25 protein-coding genes are annotated in these 26,439 nt (G+C 63.5%); 14 read left to right on the top strand and 11 right to left on the bottom strand.

What is annotated here, in order from left to right:
- Nucleotides 1–60 precede the first annotated feature (60 nt).
- Nucleotides 61–1,602 carry a helicase HerA-like domain-containing protein gene (locus FIU86_RS08935; protein ID WP_152474763.1) on the bottom strand — a complete coding sequence of 514 codons (1,542 nt, stop codon included), beginning with the start codon at nucleotides 1,600–1,602 and terminating at the stop codon, nucleotides 61–63.
- Nucleotides 1,603–2,132: 530 nt separating this feature from the next.
- On the opposite strand from FIU86_RS08935, the gene FIU86_RS08930 reads away from it, so the two are divergent.
- Nucleotides 2,133–2,825 (top strand): invasion associated locus B family protein, encoded by a 693-nt coding sequence (locus tag FIU86_RS08930; RefSeq protein WP_254703982.1) that lies wholly within the window; start codon nucleotides 2,133–2,135, stop codon nucleotides 2,823–2,825.
- Between the two features lie 372 nt (nucleotides 2,826–3,197).
- On the opposite strand, the gene FIU86_RS08925 is transcribed toward FIU86_RS08930, so the two are convergent.
- From FIU86_RS08925 to FIU86_RS08910, 4 genes are read right to left on the bottom strand one after another with little or no spacing between them, the layout of a single operon-like run.
- Complete coding sequence (locus FIU86_RS08925) at nucleotides 3,198–4,409, bottom strand: beta-ketoacyl synthase (RefSeq protein WP_152474761.1); 1,212 nt, start codon at nucleotides 4,407–4,409, stop codon at nucleotides 3,198–3,200.
- Nucleotides 4,406–4,666, bottom strand: coding sequence for an acyl carrier protein (locus FIU86_RS08920; RefSeq protein WP_057789250.1), 261 nt, complete (start codon nucleotides 4,664–4,666; stop codon nucleotides 4,406–4,408). The genes FIU86_RS08925 and FIU86_RS08920 overlap by 4 nt, the downstream gene beginning before the upstream one ends.
- A 29-nt stretch (nucleotides 4,667–4,695) precedes the next feature.
- Nucleotides 4,696–5,787: a UDP-3-O-(3-hydroxymyristoyl)glucosamine N-acyltransferase gene (lpxD, locus tag FIU86_RS08915; RefSeq protein ID WP_152474760.1), complete on the bottom strand. Its 1,092-nt coding sequence runs from the start codon at nucleotides 5,785–5,787 to the stop codon at nucleotides 4,696–4,698.
- A gap of 27 nt (nucleotides 5,788–5,814) precedes the next feature.
- Nucleotides 5,815–7,446: a murein L,D-transpeptidase gene (locus FIU86_RS08910; protein ID WP_152474759.1), complete on the bottom strand. Its 1,632-nt coding sequence runs from the start codon at nucleotides 7,444–7,446 to the stop codon at nucleotides 5,815–5,817.
- A 335-nt stretch (nucleotides 7,447–7,781) separates the two neighbouring features.
- On the opposite strand from FIU86_RS08910, the gene FIU86_RS08905 reads away from it, so the two are divergent.
- Nucleotides 7,782–8,351: a DUF882 domain-containing protein gene (locus FIU86_RS08905; RefSeq protein WP_152474758.1), complete on the top strand. Its 570-nt coding sequence runs from the start codon at nucleotides 7,782–7,784 to the stop codon at nucleotides 8,349–8,351.
- Between the two features lie 191 nt (nucleotides 8,352–8,542).
- Here FIU86_RS08905 and lipA read toward each other — a convergent pair whose 3' ends face one another.
- The gene (lipA, locus tag FIU86_RS08900) at nucleotides 8,543–9,490 is read right to left on the bottom strand and encodes a lipoyl synthase (protein WP_152474757.1); all 948 of its coding nucleotides are present in this window, start codon (nucleotides 9,488–9,490) and stop codon (nucleotides 8,543–8,545) included.
- A 258-nt stretch (nucleotides 9,491–9,748) separates the two neighbouring features.
- Between lipA and FIU86_RS08895 the strand changes: the two genes are divergently transcribed.
- The gene (locus FIU86_RS08895; protein WP_152474756.1) at nucleotides 9,749–10,474 is read left to right on the top strand and encodes a VIT1/CCC1 transporter family protein; all 726 of its coding nucleotides are present in this window, start codon (nucleotides 9,749–9,751) and stop codon (nucleotides 10,472–10,474) included.
- 12 nt (nucleotides 10,475–10,486) lie between these two features.
- Here the strand turns inward: FIU86_RS08895 and FIU86_RS08890 are convergent, their stop codons facing one another.
- Nucleotides 10,487–11,608 carry a DUF6456 domain-containing protein gene (locus tag FIU86_RS08890; protein ID WP_254703981.1) on the bottom strand — a complete coding sequence of 374 codons (1,122 nt, stop codon included), beginning with the start codon at nucleotides 11,606–11,608 and terminating at the stop codon, nucleotides 10,487–10,489.
- 249 nt (nucleotides 11,609–11,857) lie between these two features.
- Here FIU86_RS08890 and FIU86_RS08885 point away from each other — a divergent pair, with 249 nt between their 5' ends.
- Complete coding sequence (locus FIU86_RS08885) at nucleotides 11,858–12,193, top strand: DUF6477 family protein (protein ID WP_152474755.1); 336 nt, start codon at nucleotides 11,858–11,860, stop codon at nucleotides 12,191–12,193.
- Between the two features lie 4 nt (nucleotides 12,194–12,197).
- On the opposite strand, the gene FIU86_RS08880 is transcribed toward FIU86_RS08885, so the two are convergent.
- On the bottom strand, nucleotides 12,198–13,742 hold the full coding sequence (locus FIU86_RS08880; protein ID WP_152474754.1) for a trimethylamine methyltransferase family protein: 1,545 nt from the start codon (nucleotides 13,740–13,742) through the stop codon (nucleotides 12,198–12,200).
- Nucleotides 13,743–14,007: 265 nt separating this feature from the next.
- Here FIU86_RS08880 and guaA point away from each other — a divergent pair, with 265 nt between their 5' ends.
- The 8 genes from guaA (at nucleotide 14,008) to FIU86_RS08840 (ending at nucleotide 22,209) form a co-directional block, all read left to right on the top strand.
- Nucleotides 14,008–15,579: a glutamine-hydrolyzing GMP synthase gene (gene guaA, locus FIU86_RS08875; protein ID WP_152474753.1), complete on the top strand. Its 1,572-nt coding sequence runs from the start codon at nucleotides 14,008–14,010 to the stop codon at nucleotides 15,577–15,579.
- Entirely contained in the window at nucleotides 15,570–16,457 is an 888-nt protein-coding gene (locus FIU86_RS08870; RefSeq protein ID WP_254703980.1) for a DMT family transporter, read from the top strand. The genes guaA and FIU86_RS08870 overlap by 10 nt, the downstream gene beginning before the upstream one ends.
- 141 nt (nucleotides 16,458–16,598) lie before the next feature.
- Entirely contained in the window at nucleotides 16,599–17,723 is a 1,125-nt protein-coding gene (locus FIU86_RS08865; protein WP_152474752.1) for an outer membrane protein transport protein, read from the top strand.
- A gap of 130 nt (nucleotides 17,724–17,853) precedes the next feature.
- Complete coding sequence (locus tag FIU86_RS08860) at nucleotides 17,854–18,714, top strand: ATPase (protein ID WP_152474751.1); 861 nt, start codon at nucleotides 17,854–17,856, stop codon at nucleotides 18,712–18,714.
- Between the two features lie 38 nt (nucleotides 18,715–18,752).
- Entirely contained in the window at nucleotides 18,753–19,688 is a 936-nt protein-coding gene (metA, locus tag FIU86_RS08855; protein WP_152474750.1) for a homoserine O-succinyltransferase, read from the top strand.
- 23 nt (nucleotides 19,689–19,711) lie between these two features.
- A complete protein-coding gene (locus FIU86_RS08850) occupies nucleotides 19,712–20,686 on the top strand; it encodes an alpha/beta fold hydrolase (protein WP_152474749.1) in 975 nt (324 codons plus the stop codon).
- Nucleotides 20,687–20,732: 46 nt separating this feature from the next.
- A complete protein-coding gene (gene ppk2, locus FIU86_RS08845) occupies nucleotides 20,733–21,602 on the top strand; it encodes a polyphosphate kinase 2 (RefSeq protein WP_152474748.1) in 870 nt (289 codons plus the stop codon).
- A complete protein-coding gene (locus tag FIU86_RS08840) occupies nucleotides 21,595–22,209 on the top strand; it encodes a TetR/AcrR family transcriptional regulator (RefSeq protein WP_152474747.1) in 615 nt (204 codons plus the stop codon). The genes ppk2 and FIU86_RS08840 overlap by 8 nt, the downstream gene beginning before the upstream one ends.
- Nucleotides 22,210–22,437: 228 nt before the next feature.
- Here FIU86_RS08840 and rpsI read toward each other — a convergent pair whose 3' ends face one another.
- Nucleotides 22,438–22,935 carry a 30S ribosomal protein S9 gene (gene rpsI / locus FIU86_RS08835; protein ID WP_152474746.1) on the bottom strand — a complete coding sequence of 166 codons (498 nt, stop codon included), beginning with the start codon at nucleotides 22,933–22,935 and terminating at the stop codon, nucleotides 22,438–22,440.
- A 5-nt stretch (nucleotides 22,936–22,940) separates the two neighbouring features.
- On the bottom strand, nucleotides 22,941–23,399 hold the full coding sequence (rplM, locus tag FIU86_RS08830; protein WP_152474745.1) for a 50S ribosomal protein L13: 459 nt from the start codon (nucleotides 23,397–23,399) through the stop codon (nucleotides 22,941–22,943).
- Nucleotides 23,400–23,537: 138 nt separating this feature from the next.
- On the opposite strand from rplM, the gene FIU86_RS08825 reads away from it, so the two are divergent.
- Both FIU86_RS08825 and FIU86_RS08820 read left to right on the top strand, forming a co-directional pair.
- On the top strand, nucleotides 23,538–23,861 hold the full coding sequence (locus FIU86_RS08825) for a hypothetical protein (RefSeq protein WP_152474744.1): 324 nt from the start codon (nucleotides 23,538–23,540) through the stop codon (nucleotides 23,859–23,861).
- Nucleotides 23,861–24,919 carry a hypothetical protein gene (locus FIU86_RS08820; protein ID WP_152474743.1) on the top strand — a complete coding sequence of 353 codons (1,059 nt, stop codon included), beginning with the start codon at nucleotides 23,861–23,863 and terminating at the stop codon, nucleotides 24,917–24,919. Before FIU86_RS08825 ends, FIU86_RS08820 begins: the two co-directional genes overlap by 1 nt.
- Nucleotides 24,920–24,926: 7 nt before the next feature.
- Here FIU86_RS08820 and FIU86_RS08815 read toward each other — a convergent pair whose 3' ends face one another.
- Entirely contained in the window at nucleotides 24,927–26,339 is a 1,413-nt protein-coding gene (locus tag FIU86_RS08815) for a PLP-dependent aminotransferase family protein (RefSeq protein WP_152474742.1), read from the bottom strand.
- Nucleotides 26,340–26,439: the final 100 nt, after the last annotated feature.

Raw genomic sequence — 26,439 nt, 5'->3', positions numbered from 1 at the left:
GCGGCCAGATTACATCAAGGGATTTCGCTGCGCCGCGCGTGGACTTTCGCCCAGCTGTCGTCAGCGACCCTTGAAGAGCCCGCCGAGAATGCCGCGCACGATCCGGCGGCCGGTGGTGCCGCCCAGTTCCTTGACGACCGCGTTCATCACGGCACCGCCGATACTGTCGCTTTTCCTGCGACTGCGTGACGACGAGCGATCGACGCGGGAGCCGGAATAGCGGCGGCCAGCATTGAACTCGCGTTCGGCGGCGGACTTCTCCTCGGCGGCGGTCTCGGCCTCTTCGGCCTCTTGCGCGGCCGTCTTGGCGCGTTTTGCAAGGATCTCGTAGGCGGAGTCGCGGTCCAGGAGAGTTTCGTACTTGCCCGCCACGGGCGAGGCGGCGATGACACCCGCGCGGGCAGCGGCATCAATCGGTCCCAGGCGCGAGGATGGCGGGCGGATGAGCGTGCGTTCGACGATGCCGGGCACGCCCTTGTCCTGCAGCATCGAGGTCACCGCCTCGCCGGTGCCCACGTCGCGGATGGCGTCGGCGGTGTCGAAGCGGTCATTGGGGCGATAGGTCTCGGCGGCGCGTTCCAGCGCCTTGCGGTCGCGGGCGGTGAAGGCGCGCAGGGCGTGCTGCACCCGGTTGCCGAGCTGGCCCAGGATATCCTCGGGCACGTCATCGGGGTTCTGAGTGATGAAATAGACGCCCACCCCCTTGGAGCGGATCAGGCGGGCGACCTGCTCGACCTTGTCGATGAGCGCCTTGGGCGCGTCCTCGAACAGAAGGTGCGCCTCGTCGAAGAAGAAGACCAGCTTGGGCTTGTCGGGGTCACCGACCTCGGGGAGCGTCTCGAACAACTCGCTGAGAAGCCACAGAAGGAAAGTGGCGTAGAGGCGCGGGGCGCCCATCAGCTTGTCGGCGGCGAGGATGTTGACCTGGCCGCGCCCGTCCGGGGAGGTGGTCATCAGGTCGGAAAGCTCCAGCGCGGGCTCGGCAAAGAACCGGGCGCCGCCCTGGTTTTCCAGCACAAGCAGCGAGCGCTGGATCGCGCCGACGGATTGGCGCGAGACGTTGCCGTAGCGCAGGGAAAGCTCGCTGCTGTTCTCGCCGACCCAGACCAGAAGGGCCTGAAGGTCCTTGAGATCCAGAAGTGGCAGGCCCTGTTCGTCGGCGACGCGGAAGGCGATGTTCATCACCCCTTCCTGTGCCTCGGTCAGTTGCATCAGGCGGCTGAGCAGAAGCGGGCCCATCTCGGCCACGGTGGCGCGGACGGGGTGACCCTGTTCGCCGAAAAGATCCCAGAAGGTGACCGGGAAACTGTCATAGGTGTAACCGTCAAAGCCGATGGTTTCGGCGCGGCTCATGAAGGCCTCGTGCAGCTTGAAATCCGCCGATCCTGCGGCGGCGAGGCCGGAAAGGTCGCCCTTGACGTCCGACAGGAAGACCGGGACACCGGCGGCGGAGAAGCCTTCGGCCAGGATTTGGAGCGTGACGGTCTTACCGGTGCCCGTGGCCCCGGCGATAAGCCCGTGGCGGTTCGCGTATTTGAGGCTGAGCCCCTGTTTCTCGGCGTAATCGACGCCGCCGCCTCCCACGAACACCCTGTTTTCCAAGCCCCTGCCCCCTCGTCCAAGTTTTTTCACGATGTGAACATACAAAATTAAGGATTGTCTGCCAGTGTTTATCTCACCCCGGGCCTCATGTCCTCTTGGTCCGGGGTGACTTCCTCCCTGTCAGACTGGCCGCGCCCTCGGGTGCGGCCCTTTTTTTCTGCGCTTGGTACGGCACGGTTTCGGCTGTTGGCGCAGGCACAACCTTAGCGGGCATGTTCTTGAAATGGCTCGATAAGTTTTTTTGATGATTGCCTGTTGACGGCTCGTCGGAACTGTCCTAGCGTCGGCGCAATAGATAAGTCGGCCAGTCCGGCAGGGAGAATTGGGAAAGAGACCTTTTGGGTCTCTTTTCCTTTTTCGTGGGGTAGGTTCCGCTGTTATTTCAAATGGATAGCCGCGCCCGGCCCCGGTGCAAAGGCAGCGAAAAACCGCCTTGCACTGGCACGGGCGTTACGGTTTTATCCTGACACCTGCAAACACCCATGTTAGAGCGCACGCAGCTTGATTTCAGACAAGATAACGGGATCCACATGACCAGACTTTTGCACACCCTTCCCTTTCTCGTTCTGCTGGGCCTCGGCTCGGCGTTGAGCGCACAGGAAACGGAAGAGACCGAAGGCACCGCGGACGGTGCCGAAGCGACCGAGACGGACGCCACCGGATCGGAGACTGAAGCGGAAACCGAAGCGCAGGCGGAAACGGACGATGCGGCGGATACCGCCGGACAGACCGATGCGGCCAGCGGCCTGGACCTGGGCCGCGAGGAGCAGGAAGATCCTTCCTATATCAAGGAGACCTTCGACGACTGGCAGCTTCAGTGTTTCCGCAGCGAGGCGGGCGAGGACCCCTGCCAGATGTATCAGCTGCTGCGCGAGGAAGGCGGGAACCCCGTTGCCGAGTTCAGCCTGTTCAAGCTGCCCAGCGAAGGCCAGGCCGTGGCGGGTGCCACGATCGCGGTGCCGCTGGGCACGCTGTTGCCGCAGGGCCTGAAGATCTCGGTCGATGGCGGCAAGGCCAAGAGCTACAACTACTCGTTCTGCTCGATGGGCGGCTGTTTTGCCCGTATCGGGTTCACCCAGGCCGACATCAACGCGTTTCAGGCAGGTGCCGCTGCGCGGCTGACGCTGGTGCCGGCACAGGCCCCCGACCAAGTGGTCGAAATCGAGGCCTCGCTGGCGGGCTTTACCGCGGCCTATAACGAGGTGTCGGTGCTGGAGCAGTAAGCGCCCGGGTCACAAACGAGATTGCGATGCGCCGCTCCTGACTAGGGGCGGCGCTTTTTTATTTCTGCTTGTGACAGCTAGACGATGACGTTGGGCAAGCGCGGGGCGAAGTATCCGCTTAGTGCCCCTGCGGGACATCGGTGCATAGCACTTAGCCGGTTAACAGCCGCGAAGCGGCCCGGCCATCGTCAGCCCCTCCCTTGGGCTGGTGATTTGGCTGAGGCTGGGCGCACCGATCATTCCTAGAATGTATCTGGCAGGCATAAAGGCCTTCCGAATTGCCGTTGGGTCGCCATCCCAGGGGCTGACGCTTGCCTCCGTTCTGAACGGCAGCAAAGTCCGCAAACTGACCCTGCACGCCAACCGTGACCGTCAGGCGAAGCGCTTGAGCGCCAGCACCGCGTTGAGACCGCCAAAGGCGAAAGCGTTCGACAGCGCCACGTCGACCTTTGCCTCGCGCGCCTCGTTCGGGACCACGTCGAGCGCACATTCGGGGTCTGGCTCGTCATAGTTGATGGTGGGCGCGATGACGCCGTCGCGCAGGGCCATGATACAGGCCAAGAGCTCGACCGCGCCGGTGCCGCCGATCAGGTGGCCGTGCATCGACTTGGTAGACGAGATCATCAGCCGGTCGGCATGGGCGCCGAAAACATCCGCGACCGCGGCGCTTTCGGTCTTGTCATTGGCGGCGGTGCCGGTGCCGTGGGCGTTGATGTAGCCCACGTCGGTGGGATTGATCTTGGCGTCCAGCATGGCGCCGGAAATGGCGCGCGAGGCGCCATTCTTGGACGGCATGACAATGTCGGCGGCATCCGAGGACATGGCGAAGCCCGCGACCTCGGCATGGATTTCGGCGCCACGGGCCTTGGCGTGTTCCAGTTCCTCGAATACAAATATACCTGCGCCCTCGCCCTGGACCATGCCGTTGCGGTTGGCCGAGAACGGGCGGCAGCCGTCCTTGGACATGACGCGCAGGCCTTCCCACGCCTTCACGCCGCCGAAGCAGAGCATGGATTCCGAGCCACCCGCGATCATCACCGGCGTGAGACCCCCGTGCACCATCTGGAACGCCTGCGCCATGGCGTGGTTCGAGGACGCGCAGGCGGTAGAAACGGTAAAGGACGGGCCCTTGAGATTGAATTCCATCGACACGTGGCTGGCCGCGGCGTTGTTCATCAGCTTGGGCACCACGAAGGGATGGACGCGGTTCTTGCCCTCCTCATAAACCGAGCGGTAATTCTCATCGAGCGTGGTCATCCCGCCGCCCGAATTGCCCAGCACCACGCCGGCGCGGGCGGCCAGTTCGCCCTCGAATTTCAGGCCGGCCTGCGCGATGGCCTCGCGGGCGGCCACTAGGGTGAACTGCGTGAACCTGTCGTAAAGTGCTAGTTGCTGACGATTGAAACGTTCCTCGGGCTCGTAGCCCTTGACCTGGCCGCCGATCTTGATGGCCAGCCGATCGACGTCGCGGATATCCAGTTCGGAAATGCCGGAGCAGCCCTCGCGCATCGCCTGTAGCGTTTCGGGCACGTTGGCCCCGAGCGCGTTGATCGTGCCCGCGCCTGTTATGACGACCCGCTTCACGCTTTCTGTTCCGCCACCAGCTTCTCGATTCCCGCCACGATGGAAGCGACGGACGAGATGTCGAAATCGCTTTCCTCGGGGGCATTGGCGTTGAAAGGCACCGAGATGTCGAAGGCTTCCTCGATGGCGAAAATGCTTTCCACGAGGCCGAGGCTGTCGATGCCCAGTTCCTCCAGCGTGCTGTCCATCGTGACGTCGGATGGTTCAAGCACGGCCTGTTCGGCGATTATTTCGATGACCTTGTCCTTGGTATCCATGCAGCACCCCGTTCTTTCCGCGAACCGCTTTAGTCACTCTGATCCGGTTTTGAAACAGCTTTCTTGAGGTCAGCCACGTCGGCAAAGAGCCGCTTGATCCGGCGCAGGTATTTATAGACCTCCATCTGGGTGTCCATTTTCATCGCCGGGTAGCCCAGCATGACACGACCCGCTGGCACGTTCGACAAAAGCTTGGTGCCGCCGCCGGCGATGACGTTGTCGCCGATGAAGATATTGTCGGCCACACCCACCTGTCCGGCCAGCACGACATTGTTGCCGACCTTGACCGACCCGGCCAGCCCGACCAAGCCGCAAAGCAGGCAGTCGGTGCCGATAACGCAGTTGTGGCCCACTTGCACGAGATTGTCGATTTTCGTGCGGTCGCCGATCACGGTGTCCCGGATAGTGCCCCGGTCGAGCGATGCATGTGCGCCGACCTCGACATCGTCGCCGATGCGGACCGCGCCGAGGCTGTTGATGCGGACATAGGATTGTGCCGCGATCTCGCCCTGATCGCCCAGGGTCTGGCGGGCGCGTTCGACGCCCGAGACGTCCGGGGTGACATAGGAAAACCCGTCCGAGCCCACCACCGCGTTGGGCTGCGCGATGAAACGGTCGCCGATCACCACCCGCGCGCCGATGCGTGCGCCTTCGCGCAGGAAGGCCTGTTCGCCCAGAACCGCGTCCGTGCCGACAAAGCTTTGGGGGCCGATCACGCTGTTCGCGCCGATCCGGGCACCGGCACAGATCACTGCCAGCGGGCCGACCGTGACGTTGTCCCCCAGCGTGGCGCTTTCATGAATGACGGCCGAGGGGTGAATGCCGTCGTCCCAGCCCTGCCCGGGGTCGAACAGCGTGCTCAGCCCGGACATGACGTAGCGCGGGCGCGGTGCGACGATCGCCGCCTCCAGCCCCAGCGCCTGCCAGTCGGCCCCGTCCCAGACCAGCGCGGCGCGCGCACGGCCCTGCGCGAGGGTTTCGGCATATTCCGGTTTCATGGCCAGCGCGAGGTGGGTCCGCCCGGCGTCGGCGGGTTCGGACACGCCATCAATGGCAATGTCGGTCGCGCCCATGGCATTCGCCCCGAGCGCGCGCGCGATCTGGTCTATGGTATATGACATGTGACAACCCCTTCGTTCGGGGCCGGTTTATCCCCGAACGCCGGGCAGCGAAACCCCTGCCCGCTCCAGCGCCGACCAAATCCGCGCATCGCGGCCATAAACGTCGGGGCGATAGTTCACATGCCCCTTGGGAGAGGTCACGGCGGTACGATAGATTATGTGCACCGGAACGTGATTTTCCAAATCGACCTTGGTTTCACGCCCCGTGTTCAGGATTCCGTGGAACTTGCCCTTGGGGTCGGCCTCTTGCGCGGCCAGCAGGGCGTAGGCGAAATCGAACGGTTGGTGCAAGCGGATGCAGCCGTGGCTGTAGGCGCGGGTTTCATGGTCGAACAAATGCTTCTGCGGGGTATCGTGCAGGTAGATGTTGTACTTGTTGGGGAACATGAACTTCACCAGGCCAAGCGCATTGCGGCTGGAGGGCGGCTGTTTGATGGCAAACGGAAAATTGCGGGCGTTGTAGGCGCCGAAATTGATGCGGGAGCGGCTGACCGTGCGGCCGCGACTGTCGACGAGGCGCAGGTGGCCGGCGGCGTTGCGGTTGCGCTTCATCTTCGGCAGGTATTCCTTGACGGCGATTGAGCGTGGCACGTGCCACGTCGGATTGATGATCATGTGTTCCATTTCGTCCGAGAACTCGGGGCTTTGCCGATCGGCGGCCTTGGCGCCGATCACGGCCCGGGTGCGGAAGGTCTCGATATCTTCATCCATGATGCGGGCAGAGAAATCGGTGAGGTTCACCAGAACATGGCGCTTGCCCCGTCCTTCGGGCAGGTTCAGCCAGCGCTCGCGCTCCATCGCGACGATCACCGACTGCAGGCGGTCCTCGGCGGTGGCATTGACCTCGCGCAGGGTGCTTTCGCCGGCGACGCCGTCGGGCTCCAGACCGTGGTCGCGCTGAAACTCCCGCACGGCCTTCTGAATCCTGGCGTCATAGCTTTGCGTGGCGGTGCGCCCGAGGTAGCCCTTGGCCATCAGCCGGTTGCGCAGCGCCGTCACGGCCGCACCGGACGCGCCCGGTTCGAGCTTGCGGCCCGGCACTGTCGGCCCCCAGCCGCCCTGGGCGACGAGAGTTTCGAGCCGCATCTTTTCCTTCATCAGGCGTTTGTACTCGTTGGTCGAGGGCGCCAGCTGGCGGATGAACTGGCGCGGCTCGTTACTGGCGGCAAAGGCGGTGAGCGTGCGGGTGCGGTCATAATCGCGCAGCTCGCGCTTGATCGCGGGCACCACGCGGCGCGGGTCTAGCACGCCAGTGCGCATGTCATCGGCCAGGTTCAGGAACGCCTTGCTGAGCGCGACCTCGGCAAAGCCTACGTCTCGCGGCGTGCGCGCGGCGCGCAGCGTCTGTTCAAGCGCGTCGATGTCGTAGCGCGATTTGGGCAGGCCGTGTGCGGACACGGTTTGCAGCGCGAGAAACAGCGCCTGCCGGCGGGCCATGTGCGCGTCCTGATCGGTCCAGATACCGGTAAAGTCGGTGCCGCGATAGAAGGCGGCGAGATCGCGGTCGTCCGAGGCGGCCTCGGCGACGGCCTGCTTGAAAGCAGTGACCTGCGCGGCGGCGGGGTGTGACGCGGACATCCAGAACACAACGGCCATCAGGCCACTGACGATGGTAGTGAAAATGCTTGTATGCCCAAAGATGCGCAACGCGCTGCTCATGCCGTTCTCCAAATCAACGATTTCCCCTGTGTGCGCAACAAGCACACGCAATCATTAGTTCCTATCGCGAATGGGCTGTCCAATCACAATTGGTTTTAAAGGCAAAAACGGCACATGTGGCCGCCAGGTCGCAAAGCGATTAGTGGTCAGGAAGCACGGCTGCACGGAATTTGCGCAAATTCTTGCCGAAATCTCTTGTGTTATGGAACCTTCGGCTTTCAGCCCTTGGTAACCGAATCCTGATATGCAATAACAATCACGCATCTGGGGATGAGATGAACAGAGCCGCTACTTAACGCGGCAAACAGGCAAGCGACGGGACAGGCGCTAATTATATGACCGATCAAAGCTCGACGAGCGTAACGCGGCGTGCGTTACTGGGTGCATTTGCAGCTACGACAGTGGTCGCGGCACCAACGTTTTCCAACGCAGCAGGGTTCCTTCGAGGCGCAGGCGACATTCGCCGCCTGACCATGGCCTCGCCCCGCACCGGTGAAAAGATCGACACGATCTACTGGATCGAAGGCGAATACATCAAAGACGCGGTCCGCGAGATCAACCTTTTCATGCGCGACTGGCGCACCAACGACGTCCACAACATCGACATGCGCACGATGGACATCATGGCAGCGGCCCACAACCTGATGGATGTGAACGAGCCCTACCTGTTGCTTTCCGGTTACCGCAGCCCCAAGACCAACGCGATGCTGCGTTCGCGCTCCAGCGGCGTGGCGAAGAATTCGCGCCACCTGCGCGGCCAAGCCGCAGACCTGCGGATGCACTCGCGCTCGGTGAACCAGATGTACCGCGCGGCCTCGGCTTGTCGCGGTGGTGGCGTGGGCCGTTATTCCGGCTCCAACTTCGTGCACATGGATTGCGGCCCGGTCCGCAGCTGGGGTCGCTAAGACCCCGCGCGGCGAAACGCGACTATTCTGTTGAGCACCGGCCCCGCGAGGTCGGTGTTTTTGTTTGCGCAGGTGAGATTCCGGATCAAGTCCGGGACGGTCAGGCGCAGCCGTTGTCCGGCACAAACCTGACACAGACGTCACCCCGGGCTTGATCCGGGATCTCCGACTGTTCTCGAAGGGCCGAGACCCTACCCCAGCTTGGCCATCCGCGCATCGCGAAGCCGGGCGAAATCGTCACCCGCATGATAGGACGAGCGCGTCAGCGGCGTGGCCGAGACCATCAGGAAACCCTTGCCATAGGCGGCCTTTTCGTAAGCCGCGAATTCGTCGGGATGTACGAAGCGGTCCACGGCGTGGTGTTTGGGCGTGGGTTGAAGGTACTGGCCGATGGTCAGAAAATCGATATCGGCGGCGCGCATGTCGTCCATAACCTGGTGCACGGCTTGCCGGTCTTCACCCAGGCCCACCATGATGCCAGACTTGGTGAAAATGCCCGGATCCATTTCCTTGACCCTTTGCAGCAGGCGCAAGCTGTGGAAATAGCGCGCACCGGGGCGCACCTCGGGGTAAAGGCCCGGAACGGTTTCGAGGTTGTGGTTGAAGACGTCCGGTTGCGCCGCCACCACGACTTCAAGCACCGCAGGGTCGCAATGCAGGAAATCCGGCGTCAGGATCTCGACCGTGGTGGCGGGGGAACGGTGGCGGATGGCGCGAATGGTCTGGGCGAAATGCTCCGCCCCGCCATCGGTGACATCGTCGCGGTCCACCGAAGTGATGACCACGTGATTCAGCCCCAGCTTCTGCACGGCGTCGGCCACGCGGCCCGGCTCGAACGGGTCGAGCTCCTCGGGCGGCTTGCCGGTGGCGATGTTGCAGAACGAGCAGGCGCGGGTGCAGACCTCACCCATGATCATCATGGTGGCGTGGCCCTGGTTCCAGCATTCGCCGGCATTGGGACAGCCCGCTTCCTCGCAGACCGTGACCAGCTTGTGCTCGCGCATGATCCGGTGGGTTTCCAGATAGCCCTTGCCGACGGGCGCCTTGACGCGGATCCAGTCCGGCTTTTTCGGTTGGGCATTGTTGGGCCGGTGCGCCTTTTCAGGGTGGCGCTGGTCCGGGATCTTGAGATCGCGCACGAATTTTTCCCCGCAAATCCTTTGGTAAGACATCCTATTTATAAGTCACTGCGGTGGGAAGTTCCAGTGATGCAAACCCGTCATGCATGTGGCGGATGCGCCCGTTACGAGTCTCCCGCCGTTGTTGGAAGGGTAACGAGTGTGCGCCCGTGCTTTTCAGTGCGGGCGCTTTTTGATCACGATGCCATGTGCGATCCTGTGTTGCGGCGCGTCCCGGCAAGGCTATGGTGCCCGCACGCATGGATTCCGGGGGGCAGGATGGATTGGCAGCGGCACCGGCGCGAGGCGCATCGACTGAGCCAGACGCAGGAATACCTGAAACAGATCGTCTATGGCGGCAATGACGGGATCGTGACAACCTTCGCTATCGTGGCGGGCTTTGCGGGTGCGCAGGCCGAGGGGGTGGCGCAGATCGGCGGTGTCGCCGTCCTGGTTTTCGGGCTGGCCAACCTTTTCGCTGACGCGATCAGCATGGGGCTGGGCGAATTCCTGTCGCTGCGGTCGCAGCACGATCTTTACCGCGCGCGCCGCGTGAGCGAACTGCGCGAGATTGCGGCGGACCCCGAACACGAGCGGATGGAGCTGTTCGAGATCCTGCGCCAGCGTGGCCTGCCCGCGGGCGAGGCCGACACGGCCGCGACGATTATGTCGCGCCATCCCGAGATCATGGCCGACCTGATGATGACCTACGAGTTTGGCATGCAGGACCCCGACGAGGACAGCCCCGTTCTAAGCGGGCTGTTCACCTTCCTGTCCTTCATCGTTTTCGGGGCGATCCCGCTTTTTCCCTACTTCATCCTCGAGGCCACGCAGACAACGTTCGTCCTGTCGGTCGCGGCGACGGCGGCGGCGCTTATCGCGCTCGGCCTTTTGCGCTGGAACGCGACAGGCGAGCGGATGGGCCGCTGCGTGGGCGAGACCCTGCTGGTGGGCACGATCTGCGCCGTGGCGGCGTTTGGCGTAGGCTGGCTGGTGGGCGGCTGAGGGGCGCGGCCCCTACCCCATGAGCCCGGCGCTGTCGCCCAATTCGGCGTAATGGCGTTTGAGCCGTTGCAGCGCGATGCGCAGCACGATCTTGCCCGAGCGCGCGGACCAGCCGAGCTTTTTCTCGGTGGTTTCCAACCCTTCGAGGAAGCAGCAGCAACGCAGCGCCACGTCCGCGAGCCCGGGTCCGAGATCGTGCAAGGCGCCGAGCACGCGAGCCTGAGCGGCCCGGGCTGTGACGTTCTGCCGCTCGACCGGCTTGGGCTGGGTCGCGCCGGTCAGTATGCCGGTCCAGTCGTCGCGCGGTGTGTCGCCCAGACGCGCCATCTCGAAATCTTCGCGTAGGCGTTCGCCGGCGCGGACGAGATCGGCCGCAAGAAACCGGCTGCCGTCGCGGTCGCGGCGGCGCGAGAGCAGTATCAGAGGCGACTCGGCGATGCCATAACGGATGCGGCGTCGGGCCTGTGCCTCTTCGTCGTCGTCAGTGTCGAGGACGGCATCCCGGCCAAGGAATGCGGCCTGCGACTCGGCAAATCCTTGCACGCTGTTTTCAGCCTGGGCCATCAACTGTCCGAGTGCAGTGCGTCCCGCCGACGTGATCGCATAGCGCGACACCCGGCCCGGCGCGTCGCAGCTGATCCAGCATTTCAGCGCCATCGCCTCGGCGATATCGCGATCGACGACCGCAGTGCGGTTCTGCCCGGCCTCGGTTTCGCGCACCACGACGGCCTTGTCCATCTCGGTTGCCACGGCCAGCACGGCCCCTTTTTCACACAAGCGGCGCAGCACGCGCAGGGCTTCGCGGTTGAGGCGGGTTTCGGTCAGTGTCTGTGGGACATTCTGGTCTTCGGGCAGCGCGGTCATGCGTTTCTCCTTGATGCACGAACCGGCGTCCTGATGGGACATCACCCGCGGGCCAAGGCGGCGCAGGGCTTCGTCGACGAGGTGATCGTCGCGCAAGGCTTCGAGCGCACGGACCTGTCGCGAAACGGTGGAGGCGTGACAGCCAAGTCGTCGGGCCAGCGCCCTGATCGACGTGCCACCCTCGGTATGGGCCAGATAGGTGATGGCTGCCATCGGCACCCAGGACAGATCTTTCGTGGCGGGTGTCCCCGCCAAGCCAGCTTTGCTCATCCGTTTCCCTCCTTGGCCTGATCTCTTGCAAGAGGATCAGTTGCCCCAATTTGCCCACAGATTTATCCACAAGCGGAATGCAACCTAGAGGCGACTTGGTTACCAGTTCGTTAATTTACAGCCAGTCTGGAAACAATGGTTTCGATTGTGTGAACAATTGGAAACAGTTCCGTTCGGTGGAACGGTACCTCACGCAACACCCCGGGCGGGTATGGCACTGATCAGGCTCCCGAAGGAAGGAGACCTGACATGACCGATCTGCTTTGTGTTCTCGACACGCTCAAACGCCCGCGGCTTCTGATCCGTGCGGCCCGGCTGGGCGCCGCGCAGTACCGCCGCGAGTTGCATTTGCCGCGGCACCTGGACACGAGCGCCTTGCCCGACAGCGGCGCGGCGCTGGCGGAATTGATCGCGGTCGAGGCGGAGCTTGACGCGGCCCGGTGCGGACGCCGCGCGGATTGCGCGGTGGCGCGGCACGTTGACGTGATGATTGCGATCATGGGAGAGGCGCGGCTGATCCGAGCCGCGATGGCGCCCAGACCGGAGGCACCGGCGCAAGCATGTGAGCCCGCGCCGGTGATGTGACAGATCAGCCGAAGGCGTCGGGCATCGAGGCCTTCTTCTCGGCAACATAGGCGTCGAGCGCTTCGAGCACGCCTGGGTCGAGCGCGGGCTGCTGGTAATTGGCCAGTTGCTTTTCGACACGGGCGGCGGCCAGCGCCATCGTGTCCTGCTCGCCCTCGTCGGCCCATTGCTCGAACGGCTTGTAGTCGAGCATCTCAGAGCGCCAGAAGGCGGTCTTGAAATTGGCCTGGGTGTGGGCGCAGCCAAGGTAGTGCCCGCCGGGGCCGACCTCGCGGATGGCATCCATCGCCTGGCCGTTCTCGTCGGTGTAGATGCCCTTGGCGAGGTGGTGGTAGACGCCCAGCTGGTCGGCATCCATGACGAATTTCTCGAACGAGGACACCAGCCCACCTTCGAGCCAGCCGCAGGAGTGCAGCATGAAGTTGACGCCCGCAAGAAGCCCCATGTTGAGGCTGTTGGCGGTCTCGTAAGCGGCCTGCGCATCGGGCAGCTTGGAGCCGTTGAACGACCCGGCCGAACGGTACGGAAGGCCAAGGCGGCGCGCCAGTTGCCCAGCGCCATAGGTGATGTGCGCGGCCTCTGGCGTGCCGAAAGTGGGCGCGCCGGAGTTCATGTCGATCGAGGTCACGAAGGCACCCATGATGACAGGCGCGCCGGGGTTGCAGAGCTGGTTGAAGGCCACGCCTGCCAGCGCCTCGGCCATGACCTGTGTCAGGGTGCCCGCGACGGTCACCGGCGCCATGGCGCCGCCGACGATGAAAGGCGAGACGATGCAGGCCTGGTTGTTTTTCGCGTAGACTTCCATCGCGCCCATCATCACCTCGTCGAAGGTCAGTGGCGAGTTGATGTTGATCAGCGAGGTCATCACCGTGTTCTGCTGCACGAAGTCCTCGCCGAAGAGGATGCCGCACATGTCGACGCTGTCCTGCGCGCGGCTGGGCTCGGTCACGGAGCCCATGAAGGGCTTGTCCGACAGCACCATGTGCGCGCGCAGCATGTCGAGGTGACGCTTGTTGACAGGGATGTCGGTGGGTTCGCACACGGTGCCGCCCGAGTGGTGCAGCCACTTGGACATGTAGCCGAGTTTTACGAATTTCTCGAAGTCGGCCATCGTCGCGTAACGCCGGCCGCCGGCGCTGTCGCGCACGAAAGGCGGGCCGTAGACCGGTGCGTAGACCAGGTTATTGCCGCCCACGACGACGCTGCGCTCGGGGTTGCGAGCGTGCTGGGTATATTGCGACGGCGCGGTCTTGATCAGCTCGCGCGCGAGGCCGCGGGGGATGTGCACCCGCTCGCCCTGCACGTCGGCGCCGGCGTCTTTCCACATCTGGAGCGCCTTGGGGTTCTCGACGAAGTTGACGCCGATCTCTTCCAAAACGGTTTCGGCGTTATGCTCGATCATCTCGAGCGCCTCTTCGTTGAGGATCTCGAAATTCGGGATGTTACGCTCGATATACTTGGCGGTTTCGACGCTGACGGCGGTGCGTTCTGCGCGGCGGGCTGCGCCGCCTCCGCCCCGGGCCCGTCTGCGGGCTGTTGCTTCGGCCATATTCTGGTTCCCCAACGTGGACTTGCACCCTGATGAGAGTGCGACTGTCGCCTTAAATATCCGCTAATGCGTGCGAGTCGCGGGAGATTTGCGCCGTTTCACGGTCTATAACGACATTCCGGGGCATGATTAGGATGCGGCGGGCAAGTGCGCGTGGGCTTTCGCCCACCCTATGGGAGGTGGTGGCGCGTCATGTCCGTGCGCGGTCTGGTCAGGCGCGCTCAAACCTGTTGCATCGCGCACGGGCTTTTCATATGGGCTTTGCATGACCCAGCATGATCGCCTTCTTATCATCGACTTTGGCAGCCAGGTGACGCAGCTGATCGCGCGCCGCCTGCGCGAGCTGAGCGTTTACTGCGAAATTCACCCGTTCCAGAACGTGACGGACGCGTTTCTGAAGGACTTTGCGCCCAAGGCGGTGATCTTTTCCGGCGGGCCCGACACGGTGACGCGCGACGGCGCGCCCCGGCCGCCGCAATCGGTCTATGACCTCGGCGTGCCGATCCTCGGCATCTGCTATGGTCAGCAGGTCATGATGCAGGATCTGGGCGGCCGCGTGGAAGGCGGCAAGATTTCGGGCGGCGGTGGCACGGCGGAGTTCGGCCGCGCCTGGGTGTCGCCCACGGAAGAGCGCATCGAGCTTCTGGCGGGCTGGTTCCTTGGCGAGCGCGAGCAGGTGTGGATGAGCCATGGCGACCACGTGGCCGAACTGGCGCCCGGGTTCGCGGTTTACGGCACCTCGCCGCACGCGCCCTTTGCCATTACCGCCGATCTGGAGCGGGATTTCTACGCGGTGCAGTTCCATCCGGAAGTGCATCACACGCCCAATGGCCGCACGCTTTACGAGAATTTTGTCAAGCGGGCCGGGTTCAAGGGCGACTGGACCATGGCCGCCTACCGCGAGGAAATGGTCGAGGCGATCCGCGAGCAGGTGGGCGACTCCAAGGTGATCTGCGCCCTGTCGGGCGGAGTGGACAGTTCGGTGGCCGCGGCGCTCATTCACGAGGCGATCGGCGAGAACCTCACTTGCGTCTTCGTCGATCATGGCCTGTTGCGCCTAAATGAGGGCGAGGAGGTCGTGGGCATGTTCCGCGATCACATGAACCTTCGGGTGATCCACGCGCAGGAGCAGGACCTGTTCCTAGGCGAGTTGGAGGGCGTGTCGGACCCCGAGACCAAGCGCAAGATCATTGGCAAGCTCTTTATCGACGTGTTCCAGAAATATGCCGACGAGATCGAGGGTGCGGCCTTCCTCGCCCAAGGCACGCTTTACCCGGATGTCATTGAATCCGTCAGCTTTTCCGGCGGGCCGAGCGTGACGATCAAGAGCCACCACAATGTCGGTGGCCTGCCCGAGAAGATGGGGCTGAAGCTGGTCGAACCGCTGCGTGAATTGTTCAAGGACGAAGTGCGCGCACTGGGCCGCGAATTGGGCCTGCCCGACAGCTTCATCGGGCGTCACCCCTTCCCCGGACCGGGCCTTGCCATCCGCTGCCCGGGCGAGATCACCCGCGACAAGCTGGAGATCCTGCGCAAGGCGGATGCGGTCTATATCGACCAGATCCGCAAGCATGGGCTTTACGACGAGATCTGGCAGGCTTTCGTTGCGATCATGCCGGTGCGCACCGTGGGTGTGATGGGCGACGGGCGGACCTATGATTATGCCTGCGCGCTGCGCGCGGTGACGAGTGTCGACGGGATGACCGCCGATTACTACCCGTTCAGCCATGATTTCCTGGGCGAGACCGCGACGCGGATCATCAACGAGGTTGAGGGTATCAACCGGGTCACCTACGACATTACCTCGAAGCCTCCGGGCACCATCGAATGGGAGTGACCGAGACGGCGGAGCCTGCACCGCAGGTCCTGCGAGCGGGTCTGTTCATGCTGGGGGCGGTGGCGTCCTTCACCCTGATGGCGGTGGCCGGGCGCCAGGTGAGCTTTGAGCTCGATACCTTTGAAATCATGATGTTTCGCAGCATCGTGGGTCTGGTCGTGGTGATGGCGTTCGTGCTGGCGCAGGGGCGTCTGGATGAATTGCCGACGCAAAAGACCGGCACGCATATGTTGCGCAATGTTTTTCATTTCACAGGGCAGAACCTGTGGTTCTTCGCGATCACCATGATCCCGCTGGCGCAGGTCTTCGCGCTGGAGTTCACCACGCCCCTATGGGTGCTGATCCTGTCGCCGCTGATGCTGGGCGAGCGGATGACGCGCATCCGGTTGTCTGCCGCGGTGCTTGGGTTCATCGGCATCCTGATCGTGGCGCGGCCCACGCCCGACACGCTGAACATCGGAACGGCGGCGGCGGCGGCCTGTGCCATCGGCTTTGCCGGGACGTATATCTTTGCCAAGCGGCTGACGCGGACGGAATCGCTGACCTGCATCCTGTTCTACATGACCGTGATGCAGGCGGTGTTCGGGCTGATCTGCGCAGGCTTTGACGGGGATATCGCCCTGCCCTCGTCTCAAAGCCTGCCGTGGCTGGTGGCCATCGGCATCTGCGGTCTGACGGCGCATTTCTGCATCACCTCGGCGCTGGCGCTGGCGCCGGCCACGCTGGTCAGCCCGATCGATTTCATGCGGTTGCCGGTGATCGCGATCGTGGGCCTGCTGGTCTATGACGAGGCGGTGAGCGTCTTCGTCTTTGTCGGCGCGGTCCTGATTTTCGGGGCCAATTACCTCAACCTCTGGGCGGAGACCCGCAAGAGGTGAACGGTTCGGTTCGGAATGGCCTCGGGCTGTGACATTCTTGCACGCCCGACCGGTGCTCCTCGTTTCATGACGTCGCGTAAAAATTGACCGATTTTCACGCGTAACAGTAGTGTGACGCAATGTTCTGGAGGAGAGGAACTTATGAAAAAACTAGCTTTGGCAGCGTGCGCGCTCACCGCAACTGCCTCTGCCGCCTCAGCAGGCGGAATCGAACGCCGCGGTGACCCATCGCAAATCCTGTTCGAAGAGAGCAGGAACTACCTGCAGTTCTCGGCGGCGACCGTGCATCCGAACGTGTCTGGTCCGCCGATCGGAACAGCTGCGGCCATCGGCGCGACGCCGACGGGCAACATCCAAAACAGCTATCAAAACTATGCTTTGGGCTTCAAGCATCAGTACAATGACAGGCTGGCCCTTGCGTTTGTCATCGACGAACCGGTTGGTGCATCCGTCAACTATCGGACGCCGCCTTACACCGGACCGGGCACCGGTGCCTTCTTTGGTGCCTCCAACGCCGAAGTCTCTTCGATCCAGTTCACGGCCATGGCCAAGTACGACGTTATGGACAATGTCAGCGTGTACGGTGGCGTTCGCTACCAGGGGCTGAAAGGCGACATCACAGTCATCTCGCCCGCCACTGGGCCCGCCGGCGGCCCTGGTCCTTATACGCTGAGCGTCGATAACGACTTCCAGCTTGGCTACTTGCTGGGTGCTGCCTATGAGCGGCCCGAGTTGGCGATGCGCTTCTCGCTGACCTATGAGTCGAAGGTCGAGCATTCGTTCCGCGACAACAACGGTACGCCGTTCGACGTAGAGATTCCTCAGGCTGTTACCTTGCGCGCCCAAAGCGGCATCGCGGCGAATACACTGCTGTTCGGGTCAATCAAGTGGCGTGAATGGACCGCATTCAACGTGCAACCCGCAGATTTCTTTTCGTATTCGACCGGTGCGCCGGTGAACACGTCTATTGCCAGCGGCACCAGCGATGTCTGGACCTACGAGCTTGGCCTCGGCCGGCGGTTCAACGAGAACTGGAGCGGTGCGGCGATCATCGGATATGAAAAAGACAATGGAGATATCGTCGGCAACCTCTCGGGTACGGACGGTTACGTCAGCTATGGTCTGGCCGTGACCTACGAGACGGAGTCGTGGGAGATCACGTCGGGCATCCGGTATATCGACGTGGGCAGCGCCAACAGCTCGGTGACCGGGTTCACCGACAGCGACGCCATTGCCGTCGGCACCCAGGTCGGCTTCAAATTCTAAAGCCGACACAAAGCAACCAGCGAAAACCCCGCCGTCCACTCCGGCGGGGTTTTTCTTTGGCTGCAACGGATTGAGGTTTGACGCCTTCCGCGCCGCTGTCTACCAAAGCGGCGATAAGGGAGCATGGACCATGATCTACCAGACCGCGCAGGATTGGCGGGACGCGCCGCACAAACGGGTGCTGTTCTACGGCATGTCGGGGCTGGGCAAGACCCACCTGTCGAACATGCTGCGCGAGGCAGGCGATTGGTTTCACTATTCCATCGATTACCGGATCGGCACCCGCTACATGGGCGAGCTGATTGCCGACAACGCCAAGGCGCATGCGATGAAGGTGCCGTTTCTGCGCAACCTGCTGATGACGGATTCGATCTATATCGGGTCGAACATCACGTTCGAGAACCTTTCGCCGGTTTCGACCTACCTGGGTAAGCCGGGCGACCCGGACAAAGGCGGGCTGCCAATCGACGAGTACCGCCTAAGGCAGGATCAGTTCCGCCGCGCGGAAATGAACGCGCTGATGGATACCGGCCATTTCATCGAACGCGCGGGGCGGCTTTACGGCTATCCGCATTTCGTCTGCGATACCGGCGGGTCGATCTGTGAATGGGTCGATGGCGACGATCCGGACGATCCGATCCTGACGGAACTGGCGTCTCACTGTCTTTTGATCGGGCTGAAAGGCGACGAGGCGCACCGGCAGGAGCTGATCCGCCGGTTCGACCGCGCGCCCAAGCCGATGTGCTATCAGCCTGAATTCCTGGCGGGCGCCTGGGCGGAATATCTGCGCGAAAACAATGTCCAAGAAGGCGATGTTGATCCCGATTCGTTTATTCGCTGGACCTATGCCCGTGCACTGGCACACCGCGCGCCGCGCTATGCGGCAATGGAGAAATGGGGCATCACGCTCGACCATGACGAGGTTTCGCAGGTCACAACTGCCGACGGGTTCGAGGCGCTGGTGGCCGCAGCCCTTGAGCGCAGGGCATAAACCTTTATCTAAGCCCGATCCCTGACACAGGTTCCGACATGCCCATCAAGATCCCTGCCAGCCTGCCCGCCTTTGACGTCCTAACCCGTGAGGGCGTCATGGTGATGGACGAGGACGCGGCCTCGCGGCAGGATATTCGGCCCTTGCGGATCGGCTTGCTGAACCTGATGCCGAAGAAGATCCAGACCGAAAACCAGTTCGCCCGCCTCATTGGCGCGACGCCGCTGCAGATCGACCTCAGCCTGATCCGCATGTCCGAGCATCGCACCAAGAACACCGCGGCGGATCACATGGAAAGCTTTTACCGTCCATTCTCCGAGGTCGAGGCGACGGGCGAGAAATTCGACGGGCTGATCATCACCGGTGCGCCGATCGAGCACTTGGAGTTCAGCGACGTCACCTATTGGGACGAGCTGGTGCGGGTGTTCGAGTGGACACAGACCCACGTGCATTCCACCTTCGGCGTCTGCTGGGGCGGGATGGCGATGATCAACCACTTCCACGGCGTGAAGAAACACCTGCTGGACGCCAAGGCGTTCGGCTGTTTCCGGCACCGCAACATGGCGCCTGCCTCGCCCTTCCTGCGTGGGTTCTCGGACGATTGCGTGATCCCGGTCAGCCGCTGGACCGAGATGCGCCGCGACGAGATCGAGGCGGTTCCGGGGCTGGACGTGCTTCTGGACAGTGACGAGGTCGGCCCCTGCCTGGTGCGGGACGACACCGCCCGCGCGCTTTATATCTTCAACCACCTTGAATATGACAGCGACACGCTGAAACAGGAATACGACCGCGACATCGCACAGGGCACGCCGATCAACGTGCCCTGCAATTACTACCCCGACGATGACCCGGCCTGCCCGCCACAGAACCGCTGGCGCAGCCATGCGCACCTGCTTTACGGCAACTGGATCAACGAGATTTACCAGACAACACCCTTTGATATGGCCACGGTCGGGCTATGTTCGCGATGGTAACGATCAAAGGGGTTTGAGGGGTCATGAAACGCAAGCTGATCTGGGCGGCGCTTGGCGCCGTCGCGCTGTTGTCGAGCTGTGCGGGGCTGGCAGGCATCAAGGAACGCACCGCCGAGCAAACCCACCCGCCGCTGGGCCGTTTTGTCGAGGTGGAGGGGACCCGCGTGCATGTCTGGGTCGAGGGAAGGGGCCCGGACCTGGTGCTGATCCACGGCGCGGGCGGCAATCTGCGGGATTTCACCTTTGACCTGGCGAAACGGCTGACGTCCCGCTACCGGGTCATCGCGTTCGACCGCCCCGGGCTGGGCTATACCGAGCGGCTGCCGGGCTATGGCGGCGTCGGCAGCACCGAGGGCGAAAGCCCGCGCGAACAGGCCGCCCTTTTGCAAAAGGCCGCGGCCCAAGTCGGCGTGCGGCGGCCCGTGGTGGTCGGCCACAGTTTCGGCGGCGCCGTTGCGCTGGCCTGGGGGCTGAACGCGCCGCAGGAAACCTCGGCGCTGGTCCTGCTGGCGGGCGTGTCGAACCCCTGGCCCGGGGAACTGGGCACCTTCTACAACGTCACCGGCACCGCGCTTGGCGGGGCGGCGGCTGTGCCGCTGATCACCGCGCTGGCCTCGGAAGAGCGGATCGAGCGCAGCATCGAGGGCACGTTCGCGCCGCAAAGCGCGCCAAAGGGGTATTCCGAATATCTCGGCCCCGGCCTGACCCTGCGGCGCGAGACGTTGCGCGCCAATGGCCAGCAGGTGCTGGGCCTGCGCCCGCATATCGTGGAGATGTCGCAGCAGTATCGCGATACGCTGCGGATGCCGGTCGAGATCGTGCATGGCGACGCGGACGACACCGTGCCGCTGGACGTGCACTCGATCCCGCTTTCGAAACAGCTGCGAAACGGCAACCTGACGGTGCTGGACGGCGTGGGCCACATGCCCCACCACGTGCGGCCCCAGGCCACGGTCGCGGCAATCGACCGCGCGGCGTCTCGCGCCGGATTGCGTTAAACCGCTTAACATTCCATAATCGCCCGAAAATCAAGGGAGTGGCTGCATGGACCTGCCATTTGACGGCGCGATCAGCACCTATTTCAAAAGCGGGGCCCCCGAGGAGGTCCGCAACGCGATCCGGCGGGCCGACAAGGGCGATATCCTGTCGTCCGACTATCCCCATTCCGACCGGATGCCGCGCAAGGCCTATGAGCGGGATCTGCACCGTCTGCAGATCGAACTGGTCAAGCTGCAGGCCTGGGTCAAGGAAAGCGGCGCGCGGGTCGTCTGCGTCTTCGAAGGGCGCGATGCGGCGGGCAAGGGCGGCACGATCAAGCGGTTTCGAGAGAACCTGAACCCGCGTGGCGCGCGGGTCGTGGCCTTGCCAAAACCGTCCGAGACGGAAGCCACCCAATGGTACTTCCAGCGCTATATCGACCACCTGCCGGCTGGCGGCGAGATCGTGTTCTTCGACCGCTCATGGTACAATCGCGGCGTGGTGGAAAAGGTCTTTGGCTTTTGCACCGATGCGCAGCGCGAACATTTCTTTCACCAGGTCGGCGATTTCGAGAAGATGCTGGCCGACGAGGGTATTCACCTCTTCAAGTTCTGGCTGAACGTCGGTCGCGCCGAACAGCTGCGCCGGTTCATGAAGCGCGAGAGCGACCCGCTGAAGCAATGGAAGCTCAGCTGGATCGACGTCGAGGGGTTGAAGAGATGGGACGCCTATTCCGAGGCCATCTCCGAGACGCTGGCGCGATCGCACGGCACCCACGCGCCTTGGACGGTGGTGCGCTCGGACGACAAGCGGCGCGCGCGGGTAGAGGCGATCCGGCACGTGCTGCTCAATATCGACTACGACCGCAAGCTGCCGAAATCGCTGGGCGTCCCCGATGCGGTCGTCTGCGGCGGGCCCGAGATCTGGGATGCCTAAGCGGGGCTATCACCACGGCAACCTGCGCCAAGCGCTGGTCGACGCGGCGCTGACCTTGATCGAGGAAAAAGGCCCGACCGGGTTCACTCTCTCGGAGGCCGCCAAGCAGGCCGGGGTGACGCCTGCGGCGGTTTATCGTCATTTCAGCGGACGCGAGGACCTGATCGCCGAGGCGGCGCGACAGGGCTACGAGATCTTCGCCGACGTGATCGAATACGCCTATGGCACCGGGCAGACGGCGCTGAGCGCGTTCGCGGCGACGGGCCGTGCCTACCTGGCGTTCGCGCGGAAGTACCCGGGCCACTACATCGCGATGTTCGAGAGCGGCATCTCGGTCAACCGCAACGCCGACCTCGCCGCCGTGTCGGGCCGCGCCCGCGCCGTTTTGGAACGCGCCGCCGAGGGCTTGTCGGCGCATATCCCTCCGGACAAGCGCCCGCCCACGGCGATGGTGTCGGCCCATGTCTGGGCGCTCAGCCACGGTGTCGTCGAGCTTTTCGCTCGCAACTCGCCCGGCACCCAAAGCCCCTTCCCGCCCGAAGATCTGCTGGAATCAGGTATCGGGATCTACCTGCGCGGATTGGGGCTGTTGCCGCCTGACCAATAGGCCCCGGCCCCACTCTTCTTCTGGCCAAAAATATCCCGGGGGTTTGGGGGCTGGCCCCCAATTCGAGCTTCGTTTGGGGGCTGGCCCCCAATTCGAGCTTCGTTTGGGGGCTGCCCCCCAATCGAACCGATACGGCGCGCCAAAGGCGCTCATTATGGAAAGACATGTTCCGCACGGAAAAAGGGCCGCCCAACCGGACGGCCCTTCCCGAAATCCTGAACCCAAAGCTTAACGCTTGGAGAACTGGAAGCTCTTGCGGGCCTTGGCGCGGCCGTATTTCTTGCGCTCAACGACGCGGCTGTCGCGGGTCAGGAAGCCTGCCGCTTTCAGCGCACCGCGCAAGCTGGGATCATAAAGCTGCAGCGCCTTGGAGATGCCGTGCTTGACCGCACCGGCCTGGCCCGACAGACCGCCGCCCTTGACGGTGGCCTGCACGTCGAACTGGTCTTCGACACCGGCCACCGTGAACGGCTGGCGCAGGATCATCTGCAGCACCGGACGGGCGAAGTACTTGTTCATTTCCTTGCCGTTGACCGAGACCTTGCCCGAGCCGGGTTTGATCCAGACGCGGGCGACCGCGTCCTTGCGCTTGCCGGTGGCGTAGGAACGGCCCAGATCGTCGCGGACGGGCTCGCGCGGCGTTTCCTCGGGCATGCCCTGTACACCGCCGATATCATCGGTGACGGCCGCTTCGAGACCGTCGAGTGTTTTGATTTCGTCAGCCATGTCTCTTACACCCGCGTGTTTTTCTTGTTCATGGATTTCACATCCAGCGCTTCGGGGCTTTGCGCCTCGTGCGGATGCTCGGTGCCGGCGTAGACGCGCAGATTGGTCATCTGGCGGCGTGCAAGGCGGTTCGACGGCAGCATGCGCTTGACGGCCTGCATGACGACCCGCTCGGGGTGGGCGCCTTCAAGGATCTCCGCCGTGGTGCGCGACTTGATCCCGCCCGGGTGGCCGGTGTGCCAGTAGTTGGGTTTTTCGCGCTTCTTGCCGGTCAGCTGCACCTTGTCGGCATTGATGATGATGACGTTGTCACCCATGTCCTGGCTTGGTGTGAAGCTGGGCTTGTGCTTGCCACGCAGGCGCGTGGCAACGATCGACGCAAGGCGGCCCAGAACGATGCCGTCGGCGTCGATCACGATCCACTTCTTGTCGATATCTGCCGGTTTTGCAGAAAAGGTTTTCATGGTCTTGTCCCCAAGGGTCAGAGGGTCATAATTCGGATTGCGGGGTTATATAGGCTCCGATGCACAGTTCAAGCAGGAAATGCGCGTTATTTTCTTTCACAAACAAAGACTTGTTATTTAGGTATTATTTTACCTCACATGGAAAGCCTGATTCACTTCCCCGGCCCGCCCCTTGCCGCGCTGCTGCTGCTGGCACTGTCCACGGCGCTTGGCATGGCGCAGGTGGCCAAGATCATCAAGGTCTACGAGGCCAAGCATGAACTGAAGCACGGCTCGGCCGGATTCATCCGCGGCATTGCCGGCTGGTCGCTGGTGGCGTTCTGGGTCATGGCGGTGTGGTTCGTAGCCACGGTGATCGGCGACTGGTGGGCAACCGAGGACCTGGCCGGCGCCATGGACCGCGCGTGGCTGCGGCTGCGCATCCTGCTGGAGATCGCGGCGGCGATCGCGGAGTCGGACTGATGGCGGGCCCGGTTCCCGGCGCACAGGCGATACAGGCCGCGCTGCAATGTCCCGACTGCGCCGGGCAGTGCCGGTACAGCGCCGAGGCCGAGGGGCTGCGCTGCGACAGTTGCGGAAATGTGCGGTCGCTCGACACGCCCGACGACCACCTGGCGCAGACCGAGTTCGGCTATGACCCGGACGTGCCCACCGAAGAGCCGAAAAGCCGCCCGGACCTGATGGAGCACAGCTGTCAGACATGCGGCGGGCACGTGATCTTCACCGACCCGGCCCTGTCCGAGCGGTGTCCCTATTGCGACGGGCCGGTGGTTCTGGCCGACCCTGACATGGGGTTCGACACGATGGCGTTGATCCCCTTTCGCGTCACGCTGGAGACGGCCAGGGCCAATGCGCGGGACTGGGTGCGCGCGCGGATCGCCGCGCCGTCAGACCTGTCGGCGCATGTCGAAGACGGGTATTTCAGCGGGCTTTACGCGCCGTTCTGGACCCTCGACAGCAAGGAGGCCATTCAATACTGGGCCAAGTACACCACCGGGTCCGGCAAGAACCGGCGCACGCATTCCACCGGCGGGGCGATGAACATCGCCTTCGATGACCTGCTGGTGCCGGCCTCGACCCATGTGACACCGCTGATCCGCGACGGCATCCTTCACGAGTTCTACCCCGACCGCCTGCGCCCCTATAGTGCAGGCTACCTGGCCGGGTTCGCGGCCGAGCGCCACCATCAGACCGTGGCGCAGGGGCTGGACGCCAACGCCCGCGACAAGCGGCTGCTGATCCGCAACCGGATCAAGCGGCATATCAACAAGCGCGGGGTGCATGACATACGCTATCGCACCGACACGACGGGCATCCATTACCGGCGCATCCTGCTGCCGGTTTGGATTCTGCATTACGTCTATGACGGCAAGGCGCAGAAGGTCGTCGTCTCGGGGATCAACGGGCGTACCTACGGCGAGCGTCCCTTGTGTAAAATAAAGCTGATGGCCTATGCCGCCGCCCTCAGCGCGTTGGTGATCGGGTTCGGCCTCGCGTGGGGCGCGGGCGGACTGCTCTAGCCCGCGCTCAGACGCCGATGCCCTCGGGCGGGTTGTCCAGAAGGCGGCGCAGGCGCTGCATCGCGGCCTCGTAACTGGCCAGGCTGACGCCCGCGTTCACGGCCATGCGCACGGCATGGGGCGAGGCTGCGTCGCGGCTGGCGAAATCCTCGGCCGAGCGGACCTGCACGCCCTGCTCCGCCGCCGCCTGGCAAAAGGCGGAGGTGCGCCAGCCCGGCGGCAGGGTCAGCCACAGGAACGGCACGTCCTTTCGCCATTTCACATCGTGCCCGCCCAGCACGTTCAGCGCGGCCTGGATGTAGTCGCCCGACCGCGTGCGCACGGCATTCATCAACTCGTCAAGCCGGTCATGCGTCAACAGCGCCGCGATCAGGTCCGAGATTGGCGTGGCCAGTCCGAAAAACGAAGATTCCGCCGCCCTTCGCAGCGCCATCGACTGCCCTTCGGGCGCCAGTGCGAAGCCGACGCGCAGCGCGGGCGTCAGGGATTTCGACAGCGAAGCGACGTACCAGCCGCGTTCGGGGGCCAGCATCCTGTAGGCCGGGGCCTGCGACGGGCCGATGCGGTAACAATCGTCCTCGAGGATCTGAAGATCGCAGCGGCGGGCGACCTCGACGACCTCGTCGCGGCGCTCGGCCGGGGTGAAAAGACAGGTTGGGTTGTGGACCTCGGCCGAGGTGAACAGCATCTGCGCCTGGTGTTTCGTGGCGGCGGCCTCAAGCGCGTCGGGGCGCAGGCCGTGGTCATCCATCGCCACCGGGATCACCTCGGCCCGCATCAGGTCGGCGGCGCGGCGAAAACCCGGATAGCACAGTTCTTCGACCAGTACGGTGGGGCGGCGTCCACACAGAATCGTCTGCATGATCAGGATGATGGCGTTCTGCCCGCCATGGGCTAGCACCACGTCGTCTTCGGTGAACCGGCCCAAAGGCGCCCGCAACAGAAATGCCGCCGCCGCGGCGCGGGCGGGCTGCATGTTGCGGCGGCTGGGATAATGCATCACGCCCGAAGGCGGATCCTCGGCGATCTGCGCCATAAGCTGTCGGATCAGGCGCGCCTGCCCCACGCTCGGCAGGTGCGGCGAGATCATGTTGACCGCGTAGCCGTCGCCATCCGAATTGTGCTCGATACTGTCGGCCTCGATCGGGATCAGGTCGTCATGAGAAACGCTCTTGGGCTCGGCGACGAAGGTGCCGCGCCCGACTTCGGCCACCAGCGTACCGTCATCCGTCAGGCCCGAATAGGCCCGCGCCACGGTGCCCGGCGTGATCCCGAGCCGCCACGCAAGGTCACGCACGGGGGGCAGCTTGTCGCCCGGCGCAAGGCTGTGATTGTCGATACCGGTGCGGATCGCCTGCATCAGCGCCTTGTACTTGGGCGCGGCGGTGTCGGTCAGCTCAGGCTGCCAATTTGTACCCATGACAATATTTCCGTGGATTCGAACAATCTCGCAATGTATCCCTTAATTGTGGCAAGCACACAGTATTGTGTCAATACAATTTATCAGGAAAGGATACGCC

Origin of the sequence: Roseovarius sp. THAF9 (assembly GCF_009363715.1) — a bacterium.
Taxonomy (GTDB): domain Bacteria; phylum Pseudomonadota; class Alphaproteobacteria; order Rhodobacterales; family Rhodobacteraceae; genus Roseovarius.
Note: the sequence above shows the minus strand (reverse complement) of the source record. Positions and strands in the feature narration are given on the sequence as shown.

Excerpts from the sequence above, each read along its gene's own strand:
- FIU86_RS08930 (WP_254703982.1), top strand. The coding sequence starts at position 2,133 with ATGACCAGACTTTTGCACACCCTTCCCTTTCTCGTTCTGCTGGGCCTC.
- FIU86_RS08920 (WP_057789250.1), bottom strand. The coding sequence starts at position 4,666 with ATGGATACCAAGGACAAGGTCATCGAAATAATCGCCGAACAGGCCGTG.
- lpxD (WP_152474760.1), bottom strand. The coding sequence starts at position 5,787 with ATGTCATATACCATAGACCAGATCGCGCGCGCGCTCGGGGCGAATGCC.
- FIU86_RS08910 (WP_152474759.1), bottom strand. The coding sequence starts at position 7,446 with ATGAGCAGCGCGTTGCGCATCTTTGGGCATACAAGCATTTTCACTACC.
- FIU86_RS08905 (WP_152474758.1), top strand. The coding sequence starts at position 7,782 with ATGACCGATCAAAGCTCGACGAGCGTAACGCGGCGTGCGTTACTGGGT.
- FIU86_RS08895 (WP_152474756.1), top strand. The coding sequence starts at position 9,749 with ATGGATTGGCAGCGGCACCGGCGCGAGGCGCATCGACTGAGCCAGACG.
- FIU86_RS08890 (WP_254703981.1), bottom strand. The coding sequence starts at position 11,608 with ATGAGCAAAGCTGGCTTGGCGGGGACACCCGCCACGAAAGATCTGTCC.
- FIU86_RS08885 (WP_152474755.1), top strand. The coding sequence starts at position 11,858 with ATGACCGATCTGCTTTGTGTTCTCGACACGCTCAAACGCCCGCGGCTT.
- FIU86_RS08880 (WP_152474754.1), bottom strand. The coding sequence starts at position 13,742 with ATGGCCGAAGCAACAGCCCGCAGACGGGCCCGGGGCGGAGGCGGCGCA.
- guaA (WP_152474753.1), top strand. The coding sequence starts at position 14,008 with ATGACCCAGCATGATCGCCTTCTTATCATCGACTTTGGCAGCCAGGTG.
- FIU86_RS08870 (WP_254703980.1), top strand. The coding sequence starts at position 15,570 with ATGGGAGTGACCGAGACGGCGGAGCCTGCACCGCAGGTCCTGCGAGCG.
- FIU86_RS08865 (WP_152474752.1), top strand. The coding sequence starts at position 16,599 with ATGAAAAAACTAGCTTTGGCAGCGTGCGCGCTCACCGCAACTGCCTCT.
- FIU86_RS08860 (WP_152474751.1), top strand. The coding sequence starts at position 17,854 with ATGATCTACCAGACCGCGCAGGATTGGCGGGACGCGCCGCACAAACGG.
- metA (WP_152474750.1), top strand. The coding sequence starts at position 18,753 with ATGCCCATCAAGATCCCTGCCAGCCTGCCCGCCTTTGACGTCCTAACC.
- FIU86_RS08850 (WP_152474749.1), top strand. The coding sequence starts at position 19,712 with ATGAAACGCAAGCTGATCTGGGCGGCGCTTGGCGCCGTCGCGCTGTTG.
- ppk2 (WP_152474748.1), top strand. The coding sequence starts at position 20,733 with ATGGACCTGCCATTTGACGGCGCGATCAGCACCTATTTCAAAAGCGGG.
- FIU86_RS08840 (WP_152474747.1), top strand. The coding sequence starts at position 21,595 with ATGCCTAAGCGGGGCTATCACCACGGCAACCTGCGCCAAGCGCTGGTC.
- rpsI (WP_152474746.1), bottom strand. The coding sequence starts at position 22,935 with ATGGCTGACGAAATCAAAACACTCGACGGTCTCGAAGCGGCCGTCACC.
- rplM (WP_152474745.1), bottom strand. The coding sequence starts at position 23,399 with ATGAAAACCTTTTCTGCAAAACCGGCAGATATCGACAAGAAGTGGATC.
- FIU86_RS08825 (WP_152474744.1), top strand. The coding sequence starts at position 23,538 with ATGGAAAGCCTGATTCACTTCCCCGGCCCGCCCCTTGCCGCGCTGCTG.
- FIU86_RS08820 (WP_152474743.1), top strand. The coding sequence starts at position 23,861 with ATGGCGGGCCCGGTTCCCGGCGCACAGGCGATACAGGCCGCGCTGCAA.
- FIU86_RS08815 (WP_152474742.1), bottom strand. The coding sequence starts at position 26,339 with ATGGGTACAAATTGGCAGCCTGAGCTGACCGACACCGCCGCGCCCAAG.